Origin of the sequence: Lacimicrobium sp. SS2-24 (assembly GCF_002201535.1) — a bacterium.
GTDB lineage: Bacteria > Pseudomonadota > Gammaproteobacteria > Enterobacterales > Alteromonadaceae > Lacimicrobium.
Map to the genome: position 1 here is coordinate 35,881 of NZ_NIWW01000011.1, position 26,253 is coordinate 62,133.

Genomic DNA, 26,253 nt, shown 5'->3' on the forward strand with positions numbered 1-26,253 from the left:
TTTTAAATCGGGAACCTATGAAAAAGCTTGTTCTGATTTCAATCTGTCTGCTGCTCACTGCCTGTGCCAGCCAATCACCACAGGACAGAATGAACAACTTCGATGCCGCAGAGGCGGCGAAAACCCGTATCTCGCTGGGGCTTACCTACCTCAAAAATGGTAATTTCAGTCAGGCCAAGCGTAATCTGGATAAAGCGCTGGAGTTTGCCCCGCAGATGGCTGACGTGCACTTCAGCCTGGCCTATTACTATCAGCGTGTAGAAGAATTTGAACAGGCAGAAAAGTCGTACCGCCAGGCTATGCAGTTTGACCGCAACAATCCCGATATCCTCAACAGCTACGGGGCGTTTTTATGCCAGCTCGGCCGTTATGACCAGGCCCAGGGCTACTTTATGCAGGCGGTCAATAGCCAAAGTTATAACCGGGTTGCCGAGACCTATGAAAACCTGGCCTTGTGTAGCCGTAGCCAGGGGCAGACCGCAGATGCCATTGAGTATCTGGAGCGGGCACTGAATCATCAGCCGGGGCGCAGTCAGAGCCTGATGCTGCTGGCGGAGACCTTATTAGATGCTCAGCAGTGGCAGGCAGCAAAAGATGCACTGGCACGCTATGAACGTCAGGGACGGGTGACGCCCCGTAGCTTATATATGGCGTATCAGGCGGAATCGGGATTACAGAACCTGCAAGGAGCGCGCGGATACGCTAAGATGCTCATGCAATTATATCCACAGCACCCCTTAACGGCACAGGCACAACAAGGCGCTGTGACATCAGCACCTCAGCCTGAGGTGCGCAGTGAAACGGCGGCCCGCCTGGCGGAAAAGACCGACACGGCTGCATTGCAGTCTCAGGATCAGGAAGTCCAGGACGAAGCACAATGGCACGAAGTTCAGCCGGGTGAGAACCTGTACCGTATCTCGCTAAAGTACAATATCCGCATGGATAAGCTGATTGAGTGGAATAACCTTGCAGACGCGCAGGACATCAAAATGGGGCAAACATTGCGGGTGTCTCAACCATAAAATGTTGCTGGGTCTATCACCAATAAAATAAGCACAGAGTTTAAGCAGTATTATGACAGACGAACAGTCAGCCGAAGAACAACTTGCAGGGCCCGGCACCCTACTTAAAAATGCCCGGGTTGAAAAAGGCCTGAGTCAGGAGGACGTTGCCAGCCGGCTGAACCTGCGGCTTACCAACGTGCAGGATCTGGAAGAAGAACGTTTCGATAAAGCCATTTCAGTGACCTTTATCCGCGGCTACCTGAAGGCTTACGCCAAGTTGCTCGAACTCCCGGTAGAAAGCGTGCTGGAAGCGTATGAGCGGGTCAATACCGTGACACCAGAGCCTGCTAAGCTACAAAGCTTTTCCCGCAAGATGTCGTTGCAGGCCAATGACGACAGGCTGATGATGGTCTCCTATCTGATCCTCGCCGTGATTCTGGCGCTGGTGGTGGTGTGGTGGTTCCAGCAAAGCGACAGCGATATTTTGCCTGAAGTGAGCACCCCTATCGAGTCGACACAGCCGGAGAGTCAGTCGGTATCTGATTTTTCGGTTCAGGAACAACAAGACGAGCCGCTGGAGCAGACGCCGCAGTTGGCGCAAACAAGCTCTGAACAAGCACCAGAGTCGGGACCGGATAATTCCGGGGCGCAGGAGAACGGCGCTCTGACCAGTCAGGGTCAGGATACCACAACGCAAAGTGCCGACGCGGGCGATGTCGCCACTGAGCAAGGGGCTGCACCTGAGGAAACAACAACACCTGAGGAAACGGCGTCAGCCCAGCCGCAACCGCCTGCCAATGAAATGCTCGATGCCGTGGAACTGGTTTTTGAATTTAGCGACGATTGCTGGGTCAATATCGTCGATGCCACAGGTGAAGCCATCGCCTATGGTGTAAAAGTGCAGGGCCGCGTCATGCCGGTGTCCGGCATACCTCCTTTTGAAGTGACGTTAGGCGCCCCCGAGGTGGTCAGTATCACTTACGCCGGCGAAGCCGTTGACATGTCCCGTTTCGCCAGTGGCCGTACCGCGCGATTTAATTTACCGCTAAGTCAGTAATACTTCAGAACAACGATTTTCAGGAAGCCAGGATCATGTTTGGTGAATCACCGATAAAACGTCGTAAATCAACCCGGATTAACGTTGGCAGTGTGCCAATCGGGGATGGTGCACCGATCGCGGTGCAATCCATGACCAATACCCCTACCACTGATGTTGAGGCAACCGTTGCACAGATAAAGCGAATTCAGGCTGTGGGCGGTGAAATTGTCAGGGTGTCGGTGCCCACTATGGATGCCGCCGAGGGTTTTAAACAGATTCGTCAGCAGGTCAATATCCCGCTGGTGGCGGATATTCACTTTGATTACCGCATTGCGCTCAAAGTCGCCGAATACGGTGTGGATTGTCTGCGTATCAACCCTGGCAATATTGGTAACGAAGAGCGCATTCGCTCCGTAGTGGATTGTGCCAGAGACAAAAATATTCCGATCAGAATCGGCGTGAACGGCGGCTCACTGGAAAAAGATCTGCAGGAAAAGTATGGCGAACCCACGCCACAAGCCCTGCTGGAATCGGCCATGCGACATGTGGACATACTCGACAGGCTCAACTTCGACCAGTTTAAGGTCAGTGTTAAAGCCTCCGATGTGTTTCTGGCAGTGGGCGCGTACCGGTTGCTGGCGGCACAAATTGACCAGCCTCTGCATCTTGGCATTACGGAAGCCGGTGGCTTGCGCGCCGGGGCCGTAAAAAGCGCGGTAGGGCTGGGCATGCTTCTGGCTGAGGGCATTGGTGATACCATTCGTATCTCGCTGGCCGCCGATCCGGTGGAAGAAATCAAAGTGGGCTTCGATATTCTCAAATCACTGCGCATTCGTTCCCGCGGCATCAATTTTATTGCCTGTCCAAGTTGCTCCAGGCAGGAGTTTGATGTTATCGGCACGGTCAACGCGCTCGAACAACGTCTGGAAGATCTGTTGACACCAATGGATGTGTCAATCATTGGCTGTGTGGTGAATGGCCCTGGTGAAGCGGAGGTATCTGATCTGGGACTCACCGGCGCGCGCAATAAAAGTGGTTTTTATCTTGACGGACAGCGTCAGAAAGAGCGACTGGACAATGACGATTTGGTGGACCAACTGGAAAAACGCATCCGGGCTAAGGCTGCCATGCTGGATCAGAACCAGCGTATCGATGTGAAAAACGCCTGATTTAGGTATGACTTTGGGTACAAAATCCCTATAATCGCCGGTCGCAAAAAATATCGCGTCTGTAGCGGTTTGGTTTTATTAAGCAAAAGAAGATAGGTCACAGGTGGCAAAACAAATTCAGGCTATTCGCGGCATGAACGATTGCTTGCCCGAGCAATCAGGGGCATGGCAGTGGGTCGAAAACAAAATTCGTGATCTGGTGGCTGCTTATGGCTATCAGGAAATCCGTACTCCCATTGTAGAAAGCACCGATCTCTTTAAGCGCTCCATCGGTGAAGTGACGGATATTGTCGAAAAAGAAATGTATACCTTCGAGGATCGCAATGGCGACAGCCTGACCCTGCGGCCCGAAGGAACGGCCAGTTGTGTGCGTGCGGGCAATGAGCACGGCCTGTTGTACAATCAGCAACAACGCCTGTGGTATATGGGGCCCATGTTCCGCCACGAGCGGCCGCAAAAGGGGCGTTATCGTCAGTTTCATCAGTTTGGTGTAGAAGCCTTTGGTCTGGATGGCCCGGATATCGATGTTGAAGTCATCCTGATGAGTGCCAGACTGTGGCAACGTCTGGGCATCAGTGATCAGGTGACGCTGGAGATTAACTCACTGGGTTCCAATGAAGCCAGGGCACGTTATAAAGACGCGCTGGTTGAATTCCTCGAGCGCAATGAATCAAGTCTTGATGAAGACAGTAAGAAGCGCATGCATAGCAATCCATTGCGGGTATTGGACAGTAAAAACCCCGATGTGCAGCTGCTGCTCGCCGATGCGCCGGATTTACTCGAGTACCTGGATGAAGAGTCCACGCAACATTTTCATATGCTATGTGAACGATTGACACAACTGGGCATCGAATACCGGGTTAACTCTCGTCTGGTGCGGGGGCTGGACTATTACAACCGCACGGTGTTTGAGTGGGTAACCGATGCGCTGGGCGCACAGGGAACCATCTGTGCCGGTGGCCGTTATGATGGACTGGTCGAGCAATTGGGCGGCAAGGCCACCCCGGCGGTAGGATTTGCCATGGGGCTGGAGCGACTGGTGCTGTTGCTGGATGCGCTGGGTAAAGGAGAGGCCCGGCCTGCGGTTGAGGCGTACCTGTGTATCATGGGGGAACAGGCTCAGCCCTATGCCATGAAACTGGCAGAAACCCTGCGTGATCATTTGCCGCAACTGAGGTTGCAGACCCATTGCGGTGGCGGGAACTTTAAAAAACAACTTAAACGGGCTGATAAAAGCGGTGCCAGTCTTGCGCTCATAGTGGGTGAGGAAGAGGCACAGCAACAGCAGGTTTCGCTGAAATACCTGCGCGAAGATCGCCCTCAGGAACAGGTTGCAGAGGCAGTGTTATTGCCAATGTTAAAACAGATATTTAACCATAAGTAGGGGAATGTGGTGGAAGAATACAGCACAGAAGAACAACAGGTTGAAGCCATCAAGAAATTCTGGAAGGAAAACGGCACCTCGATCATTCTTGGCGCCGTGATTGGTCTTGGCGGATTATGGGGCTGGCGCTACTACAACGAAGAGCGCATCGCTGCCCAGGAGCAGGCCTCTGAACAATACGAACAGGCTGTAATCCAACTGGTAGAAGGTGAACAGGGTTACCAAACGGCTAAGCAGTTCGTCAGCGAAAATCCTGATAATCACTATGCGGCACTGGCTGCCTTGCAACTGGCCCAACAGGCGGTGGATGCCGGTAATCTGGATGACGCTGCTACCCAGCTGCAATTGGCTGCTGAGAAAGCCGGTGTGGATGCGCTGGCAGGCGTTGCCCGCATTCGTCTGGCAAGAGTGCAGCTTCAGCAACAGGCTTACGATGATGCGATGGCCACGCTCGATAAGGTGACCAATGAAAGCTACCGGTCTTTGGTGCTGGAGTTGAAAGGCGATGTCTATGTGGCTCAGGAGAAGCCTGAACAGGCTCGTTCTGCATACAGTGAAGCGCTGCAGCTTAATGCAGGTAACAATCTGCTTAAGCTCAAACTGGATAACCTGCAGGTATTGGCAAGCCTATGAGTGATTCTAAACTGAAAAATCCGTTGCGGGCACTCAGCCTGATGATGCTATTCGGCTTATCTGGTTGCTCCATTATGCCGCAATGGATGGATGCCTCCACCTGGTTCACTGATGAGGAAGAGCTGAAAATTCAGCAGCTTGCCCCCATTCAGGCGGAATTTACGCCGCAGCTGGTATGGGAAAAAGAAGTGGGCGACGGCGTCGGTGAGCATTTCTCGCGGCTGCAGCCCGTGCTGGCCTATGACACGTTATTTGCCGCCAGTCGCCATGGCGAGGTCAAGGCCTTTGAGCCGGATACCGGCAAAGTGGTCTGGCAGAAGAATTTTGCCACCTATAAAGACGAAGGCTTTTTGTCCGGTATTGCCAGATTATGGCAATCCGGTGAAGCCGCCAAAATCAGTGGTGGGCTCACCGCCAGTTACGAGAAACTCTATTTCGGTACTGAGCACGGTCACGTTTTTGCACTGGACATCAATACCGGTGAGGTCATCTGGCATAAGGATGTGAAAGGTGAAGTGTTGGCCAAACCTGCCGTGGAAGAGGGCATGGTTGTGGTGAATACCGGCTCAGGGCTGATGCTGGGACTCGATGCCGAATCCGGTGAAGAGCAATGGCGTTACGAGTCAGAAGTGCCGCCACTGTCACTGCGTGGTATCGCCACCCCCACTATCAGTAGTGGCGGTGCCATGGTTGGTACCGCATCGGGTAAAATGGCTATCGTCATCATGGACAACGGTCAGGTTGCCTGGGAGCAGACCATTTCTTCCCCTTCCGGTGCCACCGAACTGGACCGGATTGTGGATATTGATGTGGAGCCACTGGTCCTCGGCGGCGTCATTTATATCGTTTCATTCGACGGTACCCTGGCGGCGCTGGAACTGCGCAGTGGCAGGGTGATCTGGAAACGGGAGTATCGTTCCTATCGCCGCATCACTCTGGATGGTAACAACCTATACGTGGTTGACACTAACAGCGTGGTGTACGCCCTCGATCGCCGTAACGGCGTGGAATTGTGGAGCCAGAATACCTTGCGTGGCAGAGTCCTGACGTCTGCGGCACCGGTTTCCAGCTACATTGTGGTCGGCGATAAATACGGCTTTTTGCATTGGTTGAATCAGAGCGATGGCAAGATTGTCGCGCGCCTGGCCGTAGGCGATGATGATATCGATGAAGGGGTCTACGTTGAGCCAGTGGTGCAGGGCCAGCGTTTGTTTGCAGTGACCCGTGATGGTCAGCTCAAAGCCATTGATACGCCCTGAACAGCTGAATATTAGGAAAAATTATTATGTTACCCGTCGTCGCTTTGGTCGGTCGTCCCAATGTAGGTAAATCTACACTTTTTAATCGTCTGACCCGCAGTCGTGATGCACTGGTGGCGGATTTTCCTGGCCTGACCCGGGATCGTAAATATGGTCAGGCCAATTATGAAGGTATGCAGTTTATCGTTGTTGATACCGGAGGTATCAGTGGCGATGAGCAAGGCATTGATGCGGAGATGGCACAGCAATCTTTGCTGGCGGTGGAAGAAGCCGACTTAGTGCTGTTTTTGCTGGATGCCCGCACCGGTATTACCGCTGCAGATCAGGGCATTGCCCGTCATCTGCGCCTGCAAAACAAGCCCGTCCATATTGTGGCTAACAAGGTGGACGGTATTGACGGTGACAGCGAAAGTGCTGAGTTCTATGCCCTGGCGCTGGGCGACGTGCATCAGATTGCGGCGGCACATGGTCGCGGTATCAGTCAGTTATTACAAAAACTACTCTATCCTCTTTCCGAGACCTTTCCCGATATGCTGGCGGTTGAAGCCCCGGTTGATCACGAAGAAGAAGACGCCGAAGCGCAGCTTAAGCGCTTGCAGGATCTGCCCATCAAACTTGCTATTGTGGGTAAACCGAATGTTGGTAAGTCCACACTCACCAACCGTATTCTTGGTGAAGAGCGGGTGGTGGTGTATGACCAGCCTGGCACAACCCGTGACAGTGTCTTTATTCCCATGAGCCGGGACGAGCGCGAATATGTATTGATCGATACTGCCGGTGTCAGGAAGCGTAAGAAAGTCTCAGACATGGTGGAGAAATTCTCCATCGTCAAAACGTTGCAAGCCATTGAAGAAGCCAATGTGGTTTTACTGGTGGTTGATGCCCGCGAAGGCATTACCGATCAGGATCTCAGTCTGCTCAGTTTCGTGCTCAATTCTGGACGTTCACTGGTGCTGGCGGTCAATAAGTGGGACGGTCTGGACTCGGATATTAAAGACGAGATTAAGCGCGAGCTGGATCGCCGCCTGGGTTTTATTGACTTCGCCCGTTTGCATTTTATCTCGGCACTGCATGGTTCCGGTGTGGGGAATTTGTTTGAATCTGTGCAGGAAGCTTATGCGTCGGCGACCCGGCGTATCAATACGTCAATTCTGACACGTATTATGGAAATGGCGCAGGATGATCACCAACCGCCATTGGTGCGCGGGCGTCGGGTGAAAATGAAATATGCTCACGCAGGCGGGTATAACCCACCGGTGATCGTGATTCATGGTAATCAGGTTGAAGATCTGCCGGATGCCTACAAACGGTATCTGATGAATTACTTCCGCAAGTCCCTCAAAGTCATGGGTACCCCCATTCGTATTGAATTCAAAGAGGGGGCGAATCCCTTTGAGGGCAAAAAAAATCAGCTTACCTTGTCGCAGCAGCGTAAGCGCAGGCGTCTGATGGCCTTTCATAAGAAGAAATAATAATGACAAGAGTGTTCACCCTGCTGGCACTGTTGTTGATAGCGCCCCTTGCGATGGCCGACTACAGTCTTTATGTATTGCGCCATGCTCACAAACAGGCTGACGGAACATCGGATCCGGCGCTTAGCGAGGCTGGTCAGGCTCAGGCCGAGCGTCTAGCCACTTTGCTGCACCAGGCCGGCATTCAACGGATTTACAGTACAGATTATCGCCGCACACGTGAGACGGTATTGCCGCTGTCACAACAGCTGGGTGTGGATATCCGTCAATACGATCCCCGTCGGCTTGATGTGCTGGCCATGGAGCTCAGGCAACTGCAGAAAAATGTTGTTGTTGTCGGGCACAGCAATACCACGCCTGAACTGGTCAAACTGTTAGGCGGTGAGGCAGAGGCGATGAGTGAGTCTGATTATGGTGATGTGTACCAGCTTAATGTAAGCGGTGACAACGTATTGACCGTGCGTTTGTCACTTTGATGTCTGTGCAGTAGGGCTTTACTCGCTGCCCGGCTTCTGCGATCTCCCCTGTTATTTTTATCTCACTGTGAACTGATTTTGAAATCAGCCTTTCTCCACACCACGTTGGCAAACTGACTGGCAGAGCTGTGATTGCCTGGGATCAGAGAGGATGACTGGGGCAGTCAGGTACAAATGGAACATAGTGGGTGGCTGGATCGACTGTTGATGCCCTTCCTTGCCTAGCAACAGCCCTATAAGCCAGAACATAGTGTGCAGCTTCCGATGAGCTGGACATTCTGAACCTTTCTGACTGATTACTCGACCTTGCTGTTGATTTCACCATCGACAAAACGGGTAGTGAGCTTATCCCCCGATTGCAGATCTGCTGCCCGTTTGACCACTTCACCCTGTTTCAGACTGATGCTGTAGCCCCGGCTCAGGGTGGCCAGCGGACTGACGGTATTGAGTAAATGGCTGGAGTTGGCCAGTCCTTGCTGTTTGTCCTGCAGCAATTTGTGCATCTGGCGATGAAGGCCCTGAGACTGATAGGCCAGCTGTTGACGCATCTGCTGCAGTTTGTGCTGCGGTGAGTGCTGTTGCAGCCTCGCCTGCAAATGGTTTATCTGTTGAAGAGACCGATTAAACTGGCCTGACATCAAATGATGGAGATCGCTGTACAATCTGTCCAGGTATTGGCTTTGTTGGGCCAGTCTGGCTTTGGGGTGAGTGCGCTGCAGTTGTTCGACAGCCAGTTGCTGGCGACCTTGCAGTTGCTGTAATTGACTGGCCATGGCGCGGTGCAGGCGCCTTTGGGTGTTGAGCAGACGCTTCTGAAGTTCCAGTCTGTCCTCGCTCACCATTTCCGCCGCTGCAGAGGGCGTCGGAGCGCGCAGATCGGCCACAAAATCAGCAATACTGATATCCACTTCATGGCCTACCGCACTGATGATGGGAATACCGGAGGCAAAGATAGCCCGCGCCAGGCGCTCATCATTAAAACACCATAAGTCTTCCAGTGAACCGCCGCCACGACCAACAATCAGCACGTCCACTTCGTTACGCTGATTGGCAACATGCAATGCCTGTATCAGTTGCAAGGCGGCGCTCTCTCCCTGTACCTGAGACGGATAAATGATCACGTCGATAGCCGGGTTACGCCGCTTTAACACGGTGAGAATGTCATGCAGTGCTGCACCGGTGGCCGATGTAATAATGCCCACTTTGAGTATGGGATGAGGCAGGGGCTGTTTGTGTTGCTGGGCGAACAATCCCTCAGCCGCCAACCGCTGTTTAAGCTGTTCGAATTGCTGTTTGAGCAGCCCCTCTCCCTCAGGCTCCATGTGCTCTGCAATCAGCTGATAATCACCGCGCGGCTCATACAGGCTAAGGGTGGCTCTGACTAGCACCCGGTCACCTTCTTTCGGACGCAGCGATACGTTGCGGTTGGCGTTGCGGAACATGGCGGTGCGCACCTGTGCTCTGTCATCCTTGAGACTGAAGTACCAGTGGCCGGAGCTGGCGGCAACAAAATTGGAAATCTCAGCCCTGACCCATACCTGACCGATTTCACTTTCAAGCACCATGCGTGCCTGACGATTAAGGCGACTCACGGTGTAAATGGTGTCTACAGGATTTGGCATATTCAGGGAGTGTGGGTTGTGAGTATAGAGGGCTCAGAGCATATCGCCTGATACAGACAAAGCCAAGTCCGAGGCTGAAATAGCTGTTTACATTTTGTTGTGCAGTATTTCTATATGCCTATTGGAAATAGCGATATAACACGGATAGACTGACCCGCGGTGTAACCTCAGCGCTGTGCTGACACGGAGAAAAACAAACAATGAAAAGTATCAATGCGCTGTTACTGGCGCTGGCGTTAGCAAGCCCTTTTGCGCTTGCAACCCAGGCTAAGGACATACAGCAATTTACCCTGGATAATGGCATGCACATTCTGGTGCTGGAGGATGACTCTATTCCCAATGCCAATATGTACCTGTTCTGGAAAGTGGGCTCACGCAATGAGTACCCTGGCATCACCGGATTGTCCCATTTCTTTGAACATATGATGTTTAACGGCTCAGAAAAGTATGGTCCGAAAATGTTCGACCGCACCATGGAAGCCGCAGGTGGGGCTAACAACGCCTACACCACGGAAAACCTGACCGTGTATACCAACTGGTTCCCGAGTGATGCGATGGAGTTGATCTTTGATCTCGAAGCCGATCGCATTGCCAATCTGGATATTGATGCCGAGGTGGTCGAAAGTGAGCGTGGTGTGGTGGCCTCAGAGCGCAGCACCGGCCTGGAAAATTCCAATTTTCGCACCCTTCATGAAGAGGTTAAGGGCGTTGCGTTTCGGGCGCATCCCTACAGCTGGCCGGTGATTGGTCATGATTCTGATATTGCCAACTGGACCCTTGAAGATCTTCGTCAGTATCACAAGACTTATTATGCCCCCAACAACGCCGTGGTGGTGATCGCCGGCGCAGTCGAATTCGATCAGGTGAAGAAACTGGCCGAGCAGTATTTCGGTCCGATTCCGGCACAACCCGCACCCCGTGAAGTGCATACGGTGGAGCCAAAGCAAGTGGGTGAGCGGCGCACATATGTGCACAAATCGTCCGTCACCAGCCCGAATTTACTCATGGCCTTCCATGTGCCTGAGACGGGCCATGAGGACTATTACGCTTTGCAGATGCTGGGCGATATTCTGGGCCAGGGTAACAGCTCCAGACTGCAACAGTCGCTGGTGTTTGAACAAAAGCTGGCCACAAATGTAATGACCTATATTCCCCAGTCTTTTGACGCCAATTTATTTTATCTGTATGCCATTGCCACACCAGGTACTTCGCCAGAGGCGCTGGAGCAGGGGCTGGTGGAGCAAATTAACAAGGTGATTGAACAGGGTGTCACTGAACAAGAGCTGCAAAAGGTCAAGAACAGCCAATTGGTGAATTTCTATCGTGAAATGCAAACCATCAATGGTAAAGCCAACACTATCGGTACCTATCAGGTTTATTTCGGTGATTACCAGCAATTGTTTGAACTGCCCGAAGCCCTGGAAAAAGTCACTGCGGCAGATATTCAGCGCGTCGCTAAAACCTACCTGCGCAAGGCCAACAGCACTGTGGGCATTCTGGACAATAAGGAAGATTCCTATGCACAAGATAATTAATCGACTGTGGGTACTGCTGGCGCTTGGCGCATTCAGCCTTTCCGCAGCAGAATTTACCCTGCCAGCCTACAAAAAAATGGTGTTGGATAATGGCCTGACACTCTATCTGATGGAGCAAAAGGAAGTGCCGCTGATAGATGCCATTATTACTGTTAAAGCCGGTGCGGTGCAGGACAATAAGGCTGGTCAGGCTGAGATGACAGCCAATGCATTGTTGCTTGGCAGTGGCGAACTGGATCGTGCTGCTTTCGAGCGTGAACTGGACTTTATCGGTGCGAATATTAATGCTGGCGGAGGAATGGAAGCCAGTCAGTTGTATGCCTCATTTGCCAGTAAAGATCAGGACAAAGTGCTGAAGATGCTGGCCGATGCATTGTTACGTCCTGCCTTTAACGAGCAGGAAGTTAAGGCATATCAACAGCGTCACCTGGCCGCATTGCAACAGGCACAGGAGAGTCCAAAGGCGGTAGTCGGTGACTATTTCAATGCGCTGTTATTTGGTCAGCATCCTTATGCCAGCGTTCAAAACGGCAGCATAGCGTCGGTGAAAGCTATGCAACTGGCTGACATAAAAGATTTTTATAGCAAATGGTATCAGCCTGATAATGCTGCCATCAGTATCGTGGGTGATTTTGATACAGCGTCGATGGTGAAAAAAATCAAGGCGCTGTTTGGTCAGTGGCAAGGAAAAGGTGCAGGGTTTGCTTTGCCAGTCGCCGAGGTCAATCCGCAGAAGGCCAGAGTGCTGTTAGTGGATAAGCCTGATGCCCGCGAGAGTACTTACATCATCGGAGGCCCAGGCATTGCCCGCAGCAATCCTGATTATGTGGCCTTGCAGGTGATCAACACCATATTGGGAGGACGTTTCACGTCCTGGCTGAATGATGAGTTGCGGGTGAATACGGGCCTAACCTATGGTGCCAGAAGCAGCTTCAGGCCTTACCAGAAAGGCGGTAGCTTCAGTATCTACACGTTCACCAAGACTGAAACCACCAAGGAAGCGATTGATTTGACGCTCAAGACCTATGACAGACTGTGGGAAAAAGGTATTGATCAGGCCACCCTGGATTCTGCAAAGGCTTATGTAAAAGGCCAGTTTCCGCCTAAGTATGAAACCTCTGGTGAGCTGGCTGACCTGCTCAGCGGCATGTATATCTATGGGTACGATGAGGCCTTCATCAATGAATTCAGCGACAACGTTAATGCGCTGAATCTCGACAAGGCGGGTGCGCTGATTGAGCAGTACTTCCCTCAAGACCATCTGCAGATGGTGGTGATTGGTAATGCTGAAGCACTACGGCCGGTGGTGAGTGAGTACGGTGAACTGATGGAAACCCGCATCGATACAGAGCAGATAGATCTGTAAAAAATAAAAAGGTCGCTGGATGCCCGATAACAACATTCGGGCATGACCGTCTGTCATTCCCGCGTGTTTTTGGCGGGAATCCAGTGCCCTTCCCTCTAACCCGGTGGTTATATTTAATGTTGCTTAATACGCCGGCATCAGAAACACTTCGCGAACACAGTTTCTTGGGTTGGCGTTAATGGCATAGAGTACGGCGTCGGCCACATCCTGTGGATCAAGCTTATCGGGTTTGGGCTCGTCAAAAAACGGCGTGTTAACCATGCCCGGAGCAATGGTCGTCAGGCGCCCCTGCCACTCTTTCATTTCTTCGGCCAGATTACTGGCAAATCCGTGTACAAACCATTTAGTCGCGCCGTATACCGAGCCCTTGAGGGTAATACGTCCGGCTGCTGAGCCGGTCATAATAAAATGACCTGTGGTTTTTCGCAGGTGGGGCAGCGTCAGTTTGGCGGTGTAGAGCAGGGCATTAATGTTCAGTTGGATCATCTTATCCCATTCTGTCGGATCCCCTGCTTCTGTGCCGGGTGTTGAAGCGCCTGTACCGGCATTGGCAAAGGCCACGTCCAGTCGCCCAAACTTCTCTATGCCCTGATTAATCACTTTCTTCAGGGCCGTGTAGTCAGTCACATCAGCCGCTATGGCAAGCATGTTGTCCTCACCGCACTCTGCGACCAGTTCATCCAGCAGGGCCTGGCGACGCGCGGTAACAATGAGCTTATGACCGGCTTTGGCCGCCTGCAGGGCTGTGGCTTTGCCGATGCCGCTGGAAGCACCGGTTATCAGTATGACTTTGGACATAAATTGCCTCCTGTGTTGCGGGTTAATCTTACCTAAAAAATAAGCCTGACCGAGCATGTCATAAATCATGTGATGAATAAAACTGTGATCCTTGCGCCAGATATCAGGCTCAAAGGGGTAACGTAAATGTCAAAAAATGGATCGCACGCCTTTGGTACCTTGCGGCGGGCTGATGGCACTGCTCATCCCGCAAGGCACATCTGCACTGTGGTGTGAGCAATGCTCATCTGAGCCGGGTAATCCACCGCTATTGCCATGGCGAGGTTGTAGTGCTAACAATGACAATAGCGCAGATTGCTACAGGTATTTATTAATAAGGCTGCTGCGCCCGGGCAACCCGATACCAGGAGAGTGATATGAGCGAAGCATTACAACATAAGAGGTTCGAGAGCTTCAGGGCCTTTTACCCCTATTATCTGCAAGAACATAAGAATCGCACCTGTCGGCGCTTGCATGTGGTGGGCAGCTTGCTGGTACTGGCGACACTGGCTACTTCGCTACTGACCGCCAACTATGCCCTGTTATGGTTATTGCCCGTATTGGGCTATGGCTTTGCCTGGGTGGGTCACTTTTTCTTTGAAAAAAACAAGCCGGCTACCTTTAAGTACCCATTCTATAGCCTGATGGGGGACTGGGTGATGCTCAAAGACGTGCTGACCGGCAAGCTGCGCTGGTAGTTAGTTGTAACGAGCCTTCGATGCACCGCTCAATCTTTATATTGGATTAGGATTAGCATTTTAATTATAAAAAATAACGTATCTGTTTTAGCGTTACATTAACGCGCTTATGGTCAGTTGTCGCTAGGCCATGATTTATCCCTTAATAAATTAATTCCTTTGTTTTTTTACTACTTAGGCACAGGCACGTCTTTTGTAACCTCACCGCGATGACTATTCTGACAAGTTTTTTTGAAAAAATGGTTATGGAACGAAATAACCAAGCCTCTCTGGTAAGACCTCAGACCTTTTGTGCTGTTGCGTGGGCTGCTCTGTCACTCTAAGATGCGCGCCGCCATAGCAACAGAGGTAAACAATGAAAACATTCGGTTCAATATTAGCGTTCTTGTGGATGGGGGCATCGCTGTTTTTTTTCGTCGCGGCCCACGCCCATGAGCAGCGGGTTTACCGGATAGGCATTGAAGACCTTGACTACTACCCTCTTTTTTCCAGTGAGCACGGCCACAGTGCTGAGGACTTCGGGTTACTGCGCCAGATACTCGAGCGTTTCGCGCGCCGGCAGGGCATTGAGTTTGATTATGTGTCCTTGCCCATTACCCGTTTCAATCACTGGTACCGTGAGAAGCATATTGATTTTCGCCTGCCTGACAATCCGCTGTGGAACGGCAGCGATGAACTTGATTTACACTACAGTGACGCACTGTTTGAATTTTTTCCTACCACCGTGGTGCTCAAATCCCACGAGAATCTGCCGTTTGAACAGTTTCAGCGCCTCGGTATTTTGTATGGCTTTACCCCCAGTACCCATTGGCAACAGCGTATTGAAAGCGGCGATGTGACACTGGTACGGGATCGTTCCATCCGGGTGCTGGTCAGGCTCTTATATATGGGAGCCATCGATGGTCTGGATTTGCACCAAACTGCGGTGGCGCATTATGCGTCGGAGCTTGGCTTTGATCCCTCTCAACTGGTTGTCGCTGCCAAGGCAGTACCGGAATCTGCTGTGGCTTATCAGATGTCTACTCTGCACCATGAACCCTTGCTGGCATCACTCAATGATTATCTGGTGCAGGAAGTGGAAGAGATAAACCAGCTCAAACGCCTGTATGGGTTGGATCCGAATGGATTTTCTTCTTGCAGAGGCGGCGTCTGCTCCTTCTGAAACATTTTGTATGTCTGCTTCTGTTAAAACATCAGCCTGTCTGGTAGATATGCTCTTGAAAATGTTATTTGTGCCCAAAGGTCTTAGTTAAGACGTTAAGAGATACGCAGTCGTCTTAATATTTTCTCTCGCAGGTCATGCGCCTGCGCATCAAACCGCGTGCAAACTCATTGACTAAAGGAGGAAGTATGAGATTTTCCAAATCTTTACTCTCTATTGCCCTTGCGTCAGCAGTAGTTGCACCGGCAATGGCAGATAACCCCTATGTTCGCCCTGACGGAAGCTGGATTAGCCTTAATGGCACGGTGGTGGAGTCCGATGCTGACAGCTTTGTACTGGATTACGGTGAAGGCTATGTCACGGTCGAAATGGATGACTGGGACTGGTACGGCGATGCCTACCCGATTCTTGATGGCGACCAGGTTAAGGTAAATGGCCGGGTGGATGATGATCTATACGAGACCACCTCTATCGAGGCGGGGAGCGTTTACGTAAAAGATCTGAACACCTACTTTTATGCCAATGATGCCGATGAGGAAAGCCTCATGGCACCCGCTGTTACCACGGTCTACATCGACAACGATCTGAGACTGAGTGGTACGGTGACCCAGGTTAATGGCCGCGAATTTACCATTGATACTGGCAACAGAAAGATCAAAGTGGATACCTCGCAGATGCTGTACAACCCGATGGATGACAAGGGGTATCAGCAAATTGATAAAGGCGAGTTCGTCTCGGTGACCGGTGATTTTAATATCGGTATTTTTGAAGAGAATGAAATACTGGCCGAGACCATCACCACACTTCATCGGGACAAAACCAAAAAAACCGGTTCTTAACCCCAGAAACGCTAGAAAAGGCCAGCCAATGCTGGCCTTTTTTATGTCAGTTCATCGGAACATGGCGCAGTCTGAGTGCATTAGAGAGCACAAACAGACTGGAAAGGGCCATTGCGCCCGCCGCCAGCATGGGTGAGAGCAGGATCCCAAAATGAGGATACAGTATGCCGGCCGCAACCGGTATCAGTAACGCGTTATAAGCAAAGGCCCAGAACAGGTTCTGGCGAATATTTGTCAATGTGGCGCCGCTGATCTTAAGCGCATTGACCACACCACCAATATCGGCCCGCATCAGCACCACATCGGCAGATTCAATGGCGATATCGGTGCCGGTACCAATGGCAATGCCGGTATCCGCTTCTGCCAGTGCCGGCGCATCGTTAATGCCATCGCCAACGAACGTCACCTGTCCATACTTTGCTTTAAGGTTTTTAATACTTTCCACTTTTCCCTCAGGCATCACTTCAGCCATGCACTGATCAATACCAAGCTTTGCGGCAATCGCCTCGCCGGTGCGACGGTTATCCCCGGTAATCATTGCCGTAGCAAAACCAGCCTGATGCAATGCCTCAATGGCTTCTTTTGCGCCTTCACGCAAGGTGTCGGCCACGGCAATGAGCGCGACAATTTCGCCATCTACCGCCATGTATAGTGGGGTTTTGCCCTCATCGGCCATTTTTGCGGCGCTATCCTGATATTCGCTTAAGTTGGCGCTTTCTTTTAGATAGCGATCGGCACCGAGCTGAATGTGTTGATTATCAATTCGGGCTTCAATGCCTAATCCTGAATGGGTCTGAACATCACTGACCTGGGGTAAGTTCAGGCTACGTTGTCTGGCTGCCCGCACAATGGCCTGGGCGATGGGGTGTTCAGAATTATCCTCAATCGCCGCCGCCATGGCCAGCAGCCTGTCTTCATCCTGTTGGTCCTTCACATGGAAATCTGTCAATTCTGGCTGGCCGCGGGTCAGGGTGCCGGTTTTATCAAAGGCAATGACTCTGGCGTCCTGCAAGATTTGCAGTGCTTCGCCCTTGCGAAACAAGATACCGTTTTCTGCTGCCTTTCCGGTGCCCACCATAATAGACACCGGTGTGGCTAATCCCATGGCGCATGGGCAGGCAATGATGAGTACCGCCACGGCATTCACCAGTGCAAAGGTGAGTGAGGGCTCAGGCCCGAACCAGAACCAGATGAGCAGTGTGATAAGCGCCAGCGTCATAACCACAGGTACGAACACGGCCGTCACTTTGTCCACCAGAGCCTGTACGGGCAGTCGTGTGGCCTGCGCCTGTTCCACCATACGAATGATATTGGCCAGAACACTGTCTTCGCCAACATTCTCGGCTTCGATCACCAGAGAGCCTTTCTGATTCACCGTACCGCCCACTACCTTATCGCCCGGGTGTTTCTCAACCGGTATAGGCTCGCCGGTGAGCATGGACTCGTCCACCCAGGTGTCTCCGGAGACTACCGTGCCATCCACGGCGATGCGTTCTCCTGGCCTGACGATAATGAGATCGCCTTTAACAATCTCCTCCAGCGGCACATCTTCGCTTTGATCATCGCGTTTTACCCGGGCGGTTTTTGCCTGCATATTGACCAGGCGACTGATGGCATCTCCGGTACGGCCCTTTGACCGCGCTTCGAGAAAACGCCCGAGTAAGATCAATGTGACGATGACCGCAGCGGATTCAAAGTAAACGTTGTGCGTACCCTCGGGCAGGATGGAGGGCAGAAACAAGGTGACAGTGGAATACAGCCAGGCCGCACTGGTACCCAGTGCAACCAGCGAATTCATATCTGGCGCCCCTTTGAACAGGGCGGGAAAGCCAATCCGAAAGAACTGTCTGCCGGGTCCGGCAAGTACTGAGGTGGTCAGCACAAACTGTACTGCCCAGCTGGTGCGCTGCCCAATGGCATCCATTAACCAATGATGGAACGGCGCAACCAGGTGGCCCCCCATTTCCATAACAAATACCGGCAGGGTTAACAGGGCGGCCAGCCAGAAGGCCTTTTTCAGACGTTGCTGTTCCTGCGCCTTGTGATTGCTCTGTTCATCTGCATTGTTCTGCTCAGTGCGGGCATCATATCCGGCCTCACGAATGATTGAGATCAGTTGCTGCGTATTAACCATGCCTTCCAGCACGTCGACTCTGGCTTTTTCGGAGGCCAGGTTGACATGGGCCCTGAGCACACCGGGTTGCTGTTGCAACGCCTTTTCAATTTTGGCCACACAGGAAGCGCAGTTCATACCCGATAGCGCCAGGGTAATCTGTTGTGTGCGAGCCGGGTAACCCGCTTTTTTGAGGGATTCAGTGACATCACTCAGTTTAGCCTGCTGGGAAAGCAGGAGTTCTGCACCCTCGGTAGCCAGATTCACACTGGCTTCACTGACGCCCGGGGTGTCGTTTAAGGCTTTCTCAGCCCGTTTGACACAGGATGCACAGCTAAGCCCGGTTAGCTTTAAGTGCAACTTATTTTGCTTTGTAGCGCCTTTGTCCATGCGGTTTGGCTCGTCGTTATGATTGCGATGTCATCAGTATGAACCTTGACATTATGTCAAGGTCAAGCGGTATGCCAGCGAAAGTTAACGTGTCTCCAGCGCGCTAAGAATAGTGCAATCTGGCGTATCATCTCCGGGGCACTGAGCAATCATGGTTTCCAGGGTTTTTTGCATGGCTTTGAGCTGGCGGATTTTGAATCTTACCGTAGACAGATGTTGTTCGGCGGTGTGTTTAACATCACGACTAGCCCGTTTGGGGTTGCTTCTGAGTTCAAGCAATTCAGCGATTTGTGGCAGAGAAAAATCCAGCGCCCGGGCACGGCCAATAAATTCAAGGATTTCAATATCCTCTTGGTTGTAGTGCCGGTATCCCGCGGCGGTTCGCCCGGCGGGACGAAACAGCCCCTGAGACTCGTAGTGGCGAATCATCTTAGCGCTGAGACCGGTTTTCTTAGCCGCTTCACCAATGTTCATGATGTACTCCGCAAAATCATTTGTATGAATACCAGTAAATGAAATCTGCGAATACTTAGCAAGGGCTTTGGCCGTTATTACCGATTATTTGTCTTATACAGCAAGCTTGGGTGTTGCCAGCCAGTTTTTGGCCAGCCACTACTAGGGCCGGCTCAATTCAGTTTCCAAGGACTGACGTATCTGCCTATCGAGAGCCTGCTGCTATTAAGACAGTCGGAACTGTTGGATTTGAGCAGATAAGTCCGTCGATAGCGTATTGAGCTCAGAGGCTTTCTCCAGACTTTGCTTGGCATCTTCAAGGAACCGCTCTGACACTGATTGAATATCCACCGTGTTTTTATTGATTTCCTCGGTCACGGTAGTTTGCTGCTCGGCTGCAGTGGCAATCTGGCCGGCCATATCACTGATGTCTTGAATAGCCTCTGCAATTTGCGTAAAGCTTTTCGATGCGTTGGCGGCGTCGTTGACGCTCTCTTCTGTCATATCGACGCAACTACTCATCATAGTCACGGCCGAGTTTGCATTACTTTGCAGGGCAGTAATCATATCTGAAATTTCTTCTGTAGAGTCATGGGTGCGCTGGGACAGTACCCGCACTTCATCAGCCACCACGGCAAAGCCTCGCCCCTGTTCACCTGCCCGTGCTGCTTCAATGGCTGCATTGAGGGCCAGTAAGTTGGTTTGTTCAGAAATGCCCTGAATAGTAGAGACAATGCTGTTGATCTGTTGGCTGTTTTTTTCCAGCTTGCTTAATACCTCTGTAGCCTCTTCAACCCGGCGAGCCAGTCGGGTGGAGGTGTCTTCAAACTTTTTCGCTAATTGCTGACCGTCTTTACTGATGTGCACGGTGTCATCCAGTGCTTTGGCCGTTGTCTCCGCATTTTGTGCAATATCGCGTGTCGCTGAGGTCATCTCGTGTACTGCTGATGACACCATGCTGATGGCCTGTTGCTGCTGATTGGCCTGCTCTGAACTGGCATGAGCGAGTGAAGAACTCTGTGACGCCTGCTCGGTTAGTGCTGTTGCAGTGGTTGATGTTTCCTGTAATGCCTTACCCAGTCGATCAAAGAAACCGTTCACCGCCGTCACCACCGCAGTAGGTGAGTCGGTCTTAATACGCTCTGCAAGATTACCTTTGGCGCCTTCCTGCACCAGGCCAATTACACGGCTCGCTTCCAGAAAGCGGATATTCCCTTCAAGAATGTAATACGTGGCAATGATGGCGCCAATTACCGCGATCACTACGTGATAAATCAGAGGTGCCAGCAATCCGAGTTCGGTTTGATCCCCCCAGGAAAAAATCATGATGGACTGTCCCCATAGTTCGGCACCGACATACTGACAGTAGGTCATTGTCAGGTGATGGACCACGGTTACTGCAATCAGCATGAGCAGGGGCAGAATATCGCGATAGCGAATCAGAATGGCGAAATTAAGAAAGAACAGAAAATGGCCTTCTCCCAAACCATTTGCCTGCTGAATACTGATCGCCATCATCGCCGTAAGACCTACTGCCATAATCAGCCGCGACATCAATGTGCCGGGAATGGTCTTATAGGCAGCGAAGCAAATCCCAAAGACCAGTCCGCCGCCGACCAGGCCAAGAATGTAGTAGCCATTGTGCAGTGATGTTAGCCCGGCAACGATCACGAAGTAGGCAAAAAGGGTGATCAGCACAATCTTATCGGCGAGCTTGAAGTCTTCCTCGAAGCAACCTTTGAGGTAGTCATTCATATTATCGTCGTAACAAATCAGCAGGTTCCGAAGCATGGTGATTCCTTATTCGAATAGCTCTTGAATCAGAGTTTGATGGTCAAAAGTGGTGGGATTGTATGTTTTGGTCAGGTACCACTGCTGCTGTTTCTTTTGCAGCAGGTAGGTGCGTCCGCGATGCAGAATCTGGTCGTCGCGTTGCTGAATATTCAGGTTAAAGTCAGCGCTGAGTGATCGCAGTATCGGTTCGTTGGCGTGTACACCGATAAAATCCTGATGAAACTGGCTGGCATAAGCCTGTGCTCGTTGTGCAGAACTGCGCTGATCAATGTCGATGAAAAATACGGCAGGACGCGACTCTGCAACCTGCCAGTGGTTCAGCACCTGTCTGAGTATTGTCATGCTGGCGGGACACACATCGCCACAACCAGTAAAGCCGAAAAATACCAGCGCTTTGTCGGCTGAGGTTTGACGCAGAAAATCCGTTTCAACTGGCCTGGTGCTGCTGATTGAAAATCCGGGGAGCAGGAATACTACTGCGAGCAGCGCCGCTAACAGTAGTCCACCCCATGCATTCCTTAGCAGGTTGTTCATAACGATAAGGTTTTCGTTCGTTTTGGGTTTTATTCAACTGTAGACTAAAACCCATAAACTGAACGACAACCTCGATATAAAAACAATCTCCTGTATTCAGGGCTGTTGCTGGTATACCTTCATCAGGCCATAAAAAAGCGAAGGGTAGTAATTAGAGATATGGGTCTGATCGTCATGTCGTTGGTACTCCCAGGTAAGCTGCTCAGGGGGATGGGCTGTCAGGCCACGAGTAAAATGGGTAAAGGCGCTGGCTACCTCCGCACCTTCGCTATCCGGGTGTGCCAGCGTGAAATAGACGCGGTTGTAGTAATCTGCCCCCTCCCGGTAGCGCTGTTGAAGGGCTTCTAATAATGATTGGTCAATACGTTGCAGAGGCGGGCTGGCGGCGATAACACGACTAAATAGTGTGGGATGCTCGGCCATCAGCTGCATGGAAAAACGGGCGGCTAATGAGTGACCATATACCGTGCGTTGGCCATTTGCACGATATCGGGCGTCTACGATGGCAAACACTTCTTCTTGCAAAAAACGAATGAAATGCTGCTTATCTGTGGCCAGGTCGCGGGCCCGCACGGCTTCACTGCTGGGGATACCGACGACAATGAGTTCGGGTATCAGCCCCTGGTTTGCCAACAGACTAGCTGCCAATACACCATGCTGAAAATGTCGCTCGCCATCGAGCAGATACAGCACCGGGTAATGTTGGTCGGATTGTGAGTAGCTGTCAGGCAGAGACACCTGCAAGGTGCGCGGCTCGTTTAATATGCTTGAGTCAAAGTGCAATATGTTTCCCATCTCAAACTGAGCGGGCGTTTTGATGATGTCCTTTGCGTGTGCCGGGAAAACCCATAGACAAAGTATGAAACTGATAACGGCGAATCTTCTCATTTTTGCATCCTGTTGCCGCGCCTTGTTGAAACGCAGTGACTGATAAGTGACTGTAGGGTATCTGCCAGCCCTTGCTGGCATGGTATTCAGAATACTAATTTTGCGTTTGTGAAATGCGTGTGAAATGCAGTCTGAATCAACGCACAGACAGGGTTGTAAAACAGAGATCGTCGCTCAGAATGACGCGCATAACACGTAAATGCGGGTATGCCGGAGCGACTCGTTAGTCAGAGGCTCAATTGCCCGGCACGCTCAAAGCACATACACTGCCATAACAGGCTTGGGTGTCAGAGTAAAAATGGAGCGTGCAAGATGAAAACCTACTGGGGGGCGTTGGTGCTGGTGGTGATGGCAAATGCCGCGTTTCATATTGTTCAAAAGTCGATTCCGATGCAGGTTCACCCCTTGTTATCCGTCATGGTCACGTACACCACGGGTTTTATCGTGTGCTTGCTGCTGTTACTACTTTTTCCCTTAACGGCTCCACTTAGTACTGAATTCAGCAAGCTGAACTGGACCAGCGTTGCTCTGGGAGTGAGCATTGTAGGCATGGAGGTGGGTTACTTGCTGATGTACCGTTCCGGGTGGCCAGTCTCCATCGGTCCTATTTTCACCTATGCCCTGTTAACGATGCTATTGGTGCCCATAGGCTTACTGCTATTCAAAGAGAAACTCGCCGTGCAGAACTACCTGGGACTCTTTATCACCCTGATAGGTGTTTACCTGCTGACCTGGAAGTCTTCCTGAGCTGTATCTGAAAAGCACTATCGCGTTAAAGCAATGCTTACTGACTGCTCAGGTCCTGGCTGAGCCAGTCGTAAGGGTGCTTGGGGGTATAAGTAAAATCAATAAACTCATCACCCAGAATTTTCTCTAATAAACCGTCTTTATGCATGTCTTTAAAGACAAGTGAGAGGGCGTTAATGGTGGCAATACCGAGATCAGACGTACGGCAAGTAAGCCCATCCAGGGTTTCGCCAAGCGAGAAGCTTTTATCATAATGCAGTTCATTCAGATGTCTGGTGTAGTCAGGCATAAAGCCTATCAGCACATCGACACGGTTCTGGCGGAGCATATTCAAAGCCCGTTCTTCATCCGTTACCAGCACCAGGCGTCCGTACACCTCTTCGCGAATAATTTCATCGCTGTAATAGCCCAGATAGCCGTTTAACCCCACAATCAAATGGTTATTCGCTGCCACCTGCTGAAGGTTTGAAATTTTTGGTTTGGTTTGCAGGGTAAATAAATGCAGATTGGCGCTATTGAAGGGGTAGCTGCTTAACAGTTGGTCTGACTTCAAATGTGCTCTGTTAGCTATTGCATCGGCCATGGTATAGATACAGTCTGATTTCCCGGACTCAAAATGCCGCAGGGCCCGCTCTAAGGGCATATGAATCTCTGTAAACGCCAGCTCGGCTTGACTAAACGCCTTCCTCATCAGCTGCTGATATCTCCCCGAGCCATCCTCAACCACAAGATTAAAAAGCTCCGGCGCAGCCAGAACTATCGTCTTAGACTCAGAAGATGCAGCGATAGCGTTACCAACATGAGACAAACATGCTACCAGAATGAGTGAAAACACAATTCGACACTGAACAAGTGAATATCTGAGCATTACAACGGTGCGACCTTAGAAGGCAATAAACCAACGGACTATTAATGGAGTTATGGTAGCGGGTGGCGTAACCGGACTTGCTGTTACACCAAAGCATTCCTGTGAGAACAGGCTACAGTATCCGAGGCACGGAGTATAATAGCAAAGCGAGTTAATACGTATCTTTATTGATAAGATGGTGGCCCCTCCCAGACTTGAACTGGGGACCTACCGATTATGAGTCGGGTGCTCTAACCAACTGAGCTAAAGGGCCATTTCTTCGAGGTGTGGTTTGCTGCCTGATGGCGACAAAGCGGTGCGCAGTATAAGCAGTTTTTTTTATGATGTCATCACTTTGGCCCAGCCATCACGCTCAAAAGGCGAATATTTAGGCGTTTTACCTGTGGTCTTTGCGGGCGAAAAGAGAGCCGAGGGTACCGGCCTGGCCGCTACCCTCTAGCGGTTATTGCGGTAGTGGTATGACCGTACCATTGAGCTGGGCTTCACCTTCTTTAATGCTAAAGCGGGTCTCATAACCTTCATTAGTTGCTTTCAAAATGCCTTGCTGGGTGAAGTTGTCTAACATTACCGGGGCCTGCTGTGTCGCCAGTTCTTGCATTTTCACCTGATCCCACTGCTCAGCCGGGACTCTGGCCTTAAGCTGGCTCAGCATTTGCCGGGCTGCCAGCCATTCGGCCGCGTCTTTGTCGATACTGAGCTCGGCATCGGCCAGTGCATGTTGTAACCAGAAGGTTCTGTCGGCGATGTTATCGGGCAGGCGCTCAATACCCACCAGTTTGCTGTTCAGCTGCCCGCTCATTTTGCCACCGGGAATGGTGCCTTTTAGCGTTGTTATATTCACTTCCGGCTCGGTTTTAAGCAGTGCCAGTAAATTATCAAACAGGAATGCCTGTGTAAGTTGGTTGATCTCATCGGCGTTTTGCCCTGGCAGGTTGCGGGCAAACTCCTGATAGGCACGCAAAAAATCAAGACTGATTTCTCTGGCTTCCAGTACCAGTTGCAATTCGCTGGCGTCGAACTCCGGGGTCTTGAGTTCATCAAGGCGATAGTCCAGGGTCATGGCACCGGTTTGTTGCTGCGGATTGTTGTGGGTCTGTGCACGAACCTTCAGTTCGTTAAGCTCAATAGATTGGTCAGACTGTGGCGGCTGAACGTGCAGCCGCCCCAGTGTCAGCAAAATATCACTGTCGTAGAAGTCACCGCGCAGCATTCCGGCCAGGTCCGTTTCGGCTTCCATAGTGACGCTCAGGCGTTGACTGTCCAGTTTGAGGTGTTCATCCTCAAGGGTGAGCGAGCCGGCTTCACCGTGGTAGGTGAAGGCATCCGAGCTGAGTTCGCCACTGCCGATATAGCCGCTGAAGTCGAGACTGGCCAGGGCGCTGTCTGGCAAACCTTTAAATGCGCTGAGTTTGTCCTCAAAGGTGGTGTTACCGGTCAGGCTGGTGACCCCCTCTATCTGATAAAACGGGGTTTGCTGAGGCCAGCTGAGATGGGTTTTTAAGGCTTCTCCGGTAATGCTGGCGTGCCAGCCAGCGATTCCCACTGTGCCCATTGGGCTGAGTATAAGAGGGCCGTGGTCAACCGTCACATCAATAGTGATGGGAGGAATCGTTAATGTGCTGTCGGCCTCTGCCGCACCCATATCATGAAGATCCATTTCCAGGGTCAGCATGGCCTGACTGGAGAACCAGTGCTGTTGCAATTCGGTTATTTCGGCCTGATACCCAGGCAGCTGGTTTATTTGTTCAATTTGTTGATGCAGGCTTTTTTCGACCTGAGTGGCGATATATTTGGGTGCAATCAGCAACGCTGCCACCACTACCGTACCACCTATGATAAAACCTTTTTTCATGCTAAACGCTCCTTGTAAACCGAGAGTGCCGTCAGGCGTTAATGATCAGCCGGCGACCTTACTACAGTTGACCCGTATCTGTCATCTACTGGCGCCCTTGCCAGCCTTATCTGCGGGGCTCCCTTTGATTCGCTTTTCTGAATTGTTCCAATTAGTTATTGCAACTTGACGGCGAGTAG

23 protein-coding genes and 1 tRNA gene are annotated in these 26,253 nt (G+C 51.4%); 14 read left to right on the forward strand and 10 right to left on the reverse strand.

Annotated elements, in window-relative coordinates; genetic code table 11:
- The first annotated feature begins 17 nt into the window (after positions 1-17).
- The 8 genes from pilW to CCY32_RS15870 all read left to right on the forward strand — a co-directional run bounded on the left by pilW (position 18) and on the right by CCY32_RS15870 (position 8,436).
- Positions 18-1,022 (forward strand): type IV pilus biogenesis/stability protein PilW, encoded by a 1,005-nt coding sequence (gene pilW / locus CCY32_RS15835; RefSeq protein WP_088332549.1) that lies wholly within the window; start codon positions 18-20, stop codon positions 1,020-1,022.
- A 52-nt stretch (positions 1,023-1,074) separates the two neighbouring features.
- Complete coding sequence (locus CCY32_RS15840) at positions 1,075-2,061, forward strand: RodZ domain-containing protein (protein ID WP_088332453.1); 987 nt, start codon at positions 1,075-1,077, stop codon at positions 2,059-2,061.
- 35 nt (positions 2,062-2,096) lie between these two features.
- A complete protein-coding gene (gene ispG / locus CCY32_RS15845) occupies positions 2,097-3,212 on the forward strand; it encodes a flavodoxin-dependent (E)-4-hydroxy-3-methylbut-2-enyl-diphosphate synthase (RefSeq protein WP_088332455.1) in 1,116 nt (371 codons plus the stop codon).
- A 103-nt stretch (positions 3,213-3,315) separates the two neighbouring features.
- Positions 3,316-4,596, forward strand: a complete 1,281-nt coding sequence (hisS, locus tag CCY32_RS15850) for a histidine--tRNA ligase (RefSeq protein ID WP_088332457.1) — start codon at positions 3,316-3,318, stop codon at positions 4,594-4,596.
- A 9-nt stretch (positions 4,597-4,605) separates the two neighbouring features.
- The gene (locus tag CCY32_RS15855; protein WP_088332459.1) at positions 4,606-5,229 is read left to right on the forward strand and encodes a tetratricopeptide repeat protein; all 624 of its coding nucleotides are present in this window, start codon (positions 4,606-4,608) and stop codon (positions 5,227-5,229) included.
- Positions 5,226-6,488 carry an outer membrane protein assembly factor BamB gene (gene bamB / locus CCY32_RS15860; RefSeq protein ID WP_088332461.1) on the forward strand — a complete coding sequence of 421 codons (1,263 nt, stop codon included), beginning with the start codon at positions 5,226-5,228 and terminating at the stop codon, positions 6,486-6,488. The genes CCY32_RS15855 and bamB overlap by 4 nt, the downstream gene beginning before the upstream one ends.
- A 26-nt stretch (positions 6,489-6,514) precedes the next feature.
- On the forward strand, positions 6,515-7,960 hold the full coding sequence (der, locus tag CCY32_RS15865) for a ribosome biogenesis GTPase Der (protein ID WP_088332463.1): 1,446 nt from the start codon (positions 6,515-6,517) through the stop codon (positions 7,958-7,960).
- Between the two features lie 2 nt (positions 7,961-7,962).
- The gene (locus tag CCY32_RS15870; RefSeq protein WP_088332465.1) at positions 7,963-8,436 is read left to right on the forward strand and encodes a phosphoglycerate mutase family protein; all 474 of its coding nucleotides are present in this window, start codon (positions 7,963-7,965) and stop codon (positions 8,434-8,436) included.
- A gap of 296 nt (positions 8,437-8,732) precedes the next feature.
- On the opposite strand, the gene xseA is transcribed toward CCY32_RS15870, so the two are convergent.
- Positions 8,733-10,058, reverse strand: coding sequence for an exodeoxyribonuclease VII large subunit (xseA, locus tag CCY32_RS15875; protein WP_088332467.1), 1,326 nt, complete (start codon positions 10,056-10,058; stop codon positions 8,733-8,735).
- A 200-nt stretch (positions 10,059-10,258) separates the two neighbouring features.
- Here xseA and CCY32_RS15880 point away from each other — a divergent pair, with 200 nt between their 5' ends.
- Together CCY32_RS15880 and CCY32_RS15885 are read left to right on the forward strand one after the other, a co-directional pair.
- A complete protein-coding gene (locus CCY32_RS15880) occupies positions 10,259-11,593 on the forward strand; it encodes a pitrilysin family protein (protein ID WP_088332469.1) in 1,335 nt (444 codons plus the stop codon).
- On the forward strand, positions 11,577-12,959 hold the full coding sequence (locus tag CCY32_RS15885; RefSeq protein ID WP_088332471.1) for a pitrilysin family protein: 1,383 nt from the start codon (positions 11,577-11,579) through the stop codon (positions 12,957-12,959). Before CCY32_RS15880 ends, CCY32_RS15885 begins: the two co-directional genes overlap by 17 nt.
- 123 nt (positions 12,960-13,082) lie before the next feature.
- On the opposite strand, the gene CCY32_RS15890 is transcribed toward CCY32_RS15885, so the two are convergent.
- Entirely contained in the window at positions 13,083-13,757 is a 675-nt protein-coding gene (locus CCY32_RS15890) for an SDR family oxidoreductase (RefSeq protein WP_088332551.1), read from the reverse strand.
- Between the two features lie 356 nt (positions 13,758-14,113).
- Here CCY32_RS15890 and CCY32_RS15895 point away from each other — a divergent pair, with 356 nt between their 5' ends.
- The 3 genes from CCY32_RS15895 (at position 14,114) to CCY32_RS15905 (ending at position 16,435) form a co-directional block, all read left to right on the forward strand.
- Positions 14,114-14,434 carry a DUF962 domain-containing protein gene (locus CCY32_RS15895; RefSeq protein ID WP_088332473.1) on the forward strand — a complete coding sequence of 107 codons (321 nt, stop codon included), beginning with the start codon at positions 14,114-14,116 and terminating at the stop codon, positions 14,432-14,434.
- Between the two features lie 355 nt (positions 14,435-14,789).
- Positions 14,790-15,596, forward strand: a complete 807-nt coding sequence (locus tag CCY32_RS15900) for a hypothetical protein (RefSeq protein ID WP_088332474.1) — start codon at positions 14,790-14,792, stop codon at positions 15,594-15,596.
- 188 nt (positions 15,597-15,784) lie between these two features.
- A complete protein-coding gene (locus tag CCY32_RS15905; RefSeq protein WP_088332475.1) occupies positions 15,785-16,435 on the forward strand; it encodes a hypothetical protein in 651 nt (216 codons plus the stop codon).
- Between the two features lie 46 nt (positions 16,436-16,481).
- On the opposite strand, the gene CCY32_RS15910 is transcribed toward CCY32_RS15905, so the two are convergent.
- The 5 genes from CCY32_RS15910 to CCY32_RS15930 all read right to left on the reverse strand — a co-directional run bounded on the left by CCY32_RS15910 (position 16,482) and on the right by CCY32_RS15930 (position 22,502).
- A complete protein-coding gene (locus tag CCY32_RS15910) occupies positions 16,482-18,938 on the reverse strand; it encodes a heavy metal translocating P-type ATPase (protein ID WP_088332476.1) in 2,457 nt (818 codons plus the stop codon).
- 84 nt (positions 18,939-19,022) lie between these two features.
- Positions 19,023-19,412, reverse strand: coding sequence for a Cu(I)-responsive transcriptional regulator (cueR, locus tag CCY32_RS15915; RefSeq protein ID WP_088332477.1), 390 nt, complete (start codon positions 19,410-19,412; stop codon positions 19,023-19,025).
- 204 nt (positions 19,413-19,616) lie between these two features.
- On the reverse strand, positions 19,617-21,182 hold the full coding sequence (locus CCY32_RS15920; RefSeq protein ID WP_088332478.1) for a methyl-accepting chemotaxis protein: 1,566 nt from the start codon (positions 21,180-21,182) through the stop codon (positions 19,617-19,619).
- A gap of 9 nt (positions 21,183-21,191) precedes the next feature.
- Positions 21,192-21,719 (reverse strand): SCO family protein, encoded by a 528-nt coding sequence (locus CCY32_RS15925; protein WP_088332479.1) that lies wholly within the window; start codon positions 21,717-21,719, stop codon positions 21,192-21,194.
- 96 nt (positions 21,720-21,815) lie between these two features.
- Entirely contained in the window at positions 21,816-22,502 is a 687-nt protein-coding gene (locus CCY32_RS15930) for an alpha/beta hydrolase-fold protein (protein WP_168171554.1), read from the reverse strand.
- A gap of 417 nt (positions 22,503-22,919) precedes the next feature.
- On the opposite strand from CCY32_RS15930, the gene CCY32_RS15935 reads away from it, so the two are divergent.
- Positions 22,920-23,354, forward strand: coding sequence for a hypothetical protein (locus CCY32_RS15935; protein WP_088332482.1), 435 nt, complete (start codon positions 22,920-22,922; stop codon positions 23,352-23,354).
- A 37-nt stretch (positions 23,355-23,391) separates the two neighbouring features.
- Here CCY32_RS15935 and CCY32_RS15940 read toward each other — a convergent pair whose 3' ends face one another.
- The 3 genes from CCY32_RS15940 to CCY32_RS15950 all read right to left on the reverse strand — a co-directional run bounded on the left by CCY32_RS15940 (position 23,392) and on the right by CCY32_RS15950 (position 26,074).
- The gene (locus CCY32_RS15940; protein ID WP_141096253.1) at positions 23,392-24,045 is read right to left on the reverse strand and encodes a hypothetical protein; all 654 of its coding nucleotides are present in this window, start codon (positions 24,043-24,045) and stop codon (positions 23,392-23,394) included.
- 353 nt (positions 24,046-24,398) lie between these two features.
- Positions 24,399-24,475 (reverse strand) — tRNA-Ile (locus CCY32_RS15945).
- Positions 24,476-24,664: 189 nt separating this feature from the next.
- Positions 24,665-26,074 (reverse strand): YdgA family protein, encoded by a 1,410-nt coding sequence (locus CCY32_RS15950; protein ID WP_088332486.1) that lies wholly within the window; start codon positions 26,072-26,074, stop codon positions 24,665-24,667.
- Positions 26,075-26,253 lie beyond the last annotated feature (179 nt).

Excerpts from the sequence above, each read along its gene's own strand:
- pilW (WP_088332549.1), top strand. The coding sequence starts at position 18 with ATGAAAAAGCTTGTTCTGATTTCAATCTGTCTGCTGCTCACTGCCTGT.
- CCY32_RS15840 (WP_088332453.1), top strand. The coding sequence starts at position 1,075 with ATGACAGACGAACAGTCAGCCGAAGAACAACTTGCAGGGCCCGGCACC.
- ispG (WP_088332455.1), top strand. The coding sequence starts at position 2,097 with ATGTTTGGTGAATCACCGATAAAACGTCGTAAATCAACCCGGATTAAC.
- bamB (WP_088332461.1), top strand. The coding sequence starts at position 5,226 with ATGAGTGATTCTAAACTGAAAAATCCGTTGCGGGCACTCAGCCTGATG.
- der (WP_088332463.1), top strand. The coding sequence starts at position 6,515 with ATGTTACCCGTCGTCGCTTTGGTCGGTCGTCCCAATGTAGGTAAATCT.
- CCY32_RS15870 (WP_088332465.1), top strand. The coding sequence starts at position 7,963 with ATGACAAGAGTGTTCACCCTGCTGGCACTGTTGTTGATAGCGCCCCTT.
- xseA (WP_088332467.1), bottom strand. The coding sequence starts at position 10,058 with ATGCCAAATCCTGTAGACACCATTTACACCGTGAGTCGCCTTAATCGT.
- CCY32_RS15880 (WP_088332469.1), top strand. The coding sequence starts at position 10,259 with ATGAAAAGTATCAATGCGCTGTTACTGGCGCTGGCGTTAGCAAGCCCT.
- CCY32_RS15885 (WP_088332471.1), top strand. The coding sequence starts at position 11,577 with ATGCACAAGATAATTAATCGACTGTGGGTACTGCTGGCGCTTGGCGCA.
- CCY32_RS15890 (WP_088332551.1), bottom strand. The coding sequence starts at position 13,757 with ATGTCCAAAGTCATACTGATAACCGGTGCTTCCAGCGGCATCGGCAAA.
- CCY32_RS15895 (WP_088332473.1), top strand. The coding sequence starts at position 14,114 with ATGAGCGAAGCATTACAACATAAGAGGTTCGAGAGCTTCAGGGCCTTT.
- CCY32_RS15900 (WP_088332474.1), top strand. The coding sequence starts at position 14,790 with ATGAAAACATTCGGTTCAATATTAGCGTTCTTGTGGATGGGGGCATCG.
- CCY32_RS15905 (WP_088332475.1), top strand. The coding sequence starts at position 15,785 with ATGAGATTTTCCAAATCTTTACTCTCTATTGCCCTTGCGTCAGCAGTA.
- CCY32_RS15910 (WP_088332476.1), bottom strand. The coding sequence starts at position 18,938 with ATGGACAAAGGCGCTACAAAGCAAAATAAGTTGCACTTAAAGCTAACC.
- cueR (WP_088332477.1), bottom strand. The coding sequence starts at position 19,412 with ATGAACATTGGTGAAGCGGCTAAGAAAACCGGTCTCAGCGCTAAGATG.
- CCY32_RS15920 (WP_088332478.1), bottom strand. The coding sequence starts at position 21,182 with ATGCTTCGGAACCTGCTGATTTGTTACGACGATAATATGAATGACTAC.
- CCY32_RS15925 (WP_088332479.1), bottom strand. The coding sequence starts at position 21,719 with ATGAACAACCTGCTAAGGAATGCATGGGGTGGACTACTGTTAGCGGCG.
- CCY32_RS15935 (WP_088332482.1), top strand. The coding sequence starts at position 22,920 with ATGAAAACCTACTGGGGGGCGTTGGTGCTGGTGGTGATGGCAAATGCC.
- CCY32_RS15940 (WP_141096253.1), bottom strand. The coding sequence starts at position 24,045 with ATGAGGAAGGCGTTTAGTCAAGCCGAGCTGGCGTTTACAGAGATTCAT.
- CCY32_RS15950 (WP_088332486.1), bottom strand. The coding sequence starts at position 26,074 with ATGAAAAAAGGTTTTATCATAGGTGGTACGGTAGTGGTGGCAGCGTTG.